Genomic DNA, 1,246 nt, shown 5'->3' on the forward strand with positions numbered 1-1,246 from the left:
GCCTAAGAGATCAAGTTAAAATTGGTGCAAGCGGTAAAATTATTAGTGCATTTGATATTGCCAGCACATTTGCTCTCGGTGCAGATTGGGTGAACTCAGCACGTGGTTTTATGTTTGCAGTTGGATGTATTCAAGCGCAAAGCTGCCATACAAACCAATGTCCTGTAGGTGTTGCAACCCAAGATAAAGATCGCCAAAAAGCACTCCATGTACCAACCAAAGCAGAACGTGTATTTAATTTCCACAAAAATACATTACATGCATTATCAGAAATGATTGCTGCGGCAGGTTTACGTCATCCATCGGATATTAAAGCTCATCATTTAGCTCAACGGATTAATGACCGTGAAATTAAAAACTATGCTCAATTACACTTCTTCTTAAAAGAAGGTGAGCTTTTACAATCTGAACTGAAAAATGATGATGATAATTTCTATTATCGTATGTGGAATATGGCTGACGCCAATAATTTTTAAATAGTTAAAACTGGAGCTGCCTATAGAGGCAGCTTCAAACTTTAATAATAAAAATGTTTCGGCTTTGCATGCAAAAAGGCTGGAATTAAACCTGTTAAAGCCGCACGAATATCTGCACGTTCGTTAATTAATTGATGAGAACCCTCTTCTAGCATCAATAAGGTTTGAAGCCTAAACTTACGGCGAATAAACTCGATGTTGTAACGCCAGTCTACTGTTTGATCTAATGCCCCTTGTGCAAGCCAGACAGGAATACGGCAAGCAGGTCGCTCTTCCATTTCCTGCATCCATTTTGACATTGCCAAAATCCAGTCCATGCCCATCATGCGTGGCTGCAATGGATCTTTTAAACGAATAAATCTTAAAAATTCAGGATTATGGTTATTCCGTCTAAAGTGTCGAGGCACTTGACGCTTAATACGACGAATAATGCCTAGACCTACCGGATTATGCCACCATGCTGTTTTAGCAGGTCGAATTAATGGAGAAAGCAATAAAACCCTATCGACGATCGGGTCTTGTCTTTTTTCTGCATACTCAAGCAAGTGATGCATCCAGATTGCCCCACCCGTACTTTGACCAATACCTACCCATGGTTTCGGTAATTGATCAGCATGTTTGACATATTGATAAACCGCCATCAGAACTTGTTGATAATGGTCAAAATTTTGAATACTTGCAGGTGAACCATTACTCAAACCATGACCAGGTAAGTCGTAGGTAATAACACTAAAGCCTTGTTCAAGTATTTCGCGAATAATGGGCTGATA

Annotated in this window: 2 protein-coding genes; one reads left to right on the forward strand and one right to left on the reverse strand. The window is 39.6% G+C overall.

Annotated elements, in window-relative coordinates:
- Positions 1–476: glutamate synthase-related protein (locus VXQ92_RS18955; RefSeq protein WP_416682840.1), on the forward strand; the 476-nt coding region annotated here is incomplete at its 5' end.
- Positions 477–517: 41 nt separating this feature from the next.
- Here VXQ92_RS18955 and VXQ92_RS18960 read toward each other — a convergent pair.
- On the reverse strand, positions 518–1,246 hold a 729-nt coding region (locus VXQ92_RS18960), incomplete at its 5' end, for an alpha/beta hydrolase (protein WP_416682841.1).

The sequence above is a fragment of the Acinetobacter sp. 228 genome (assembly GCF_048147885.1).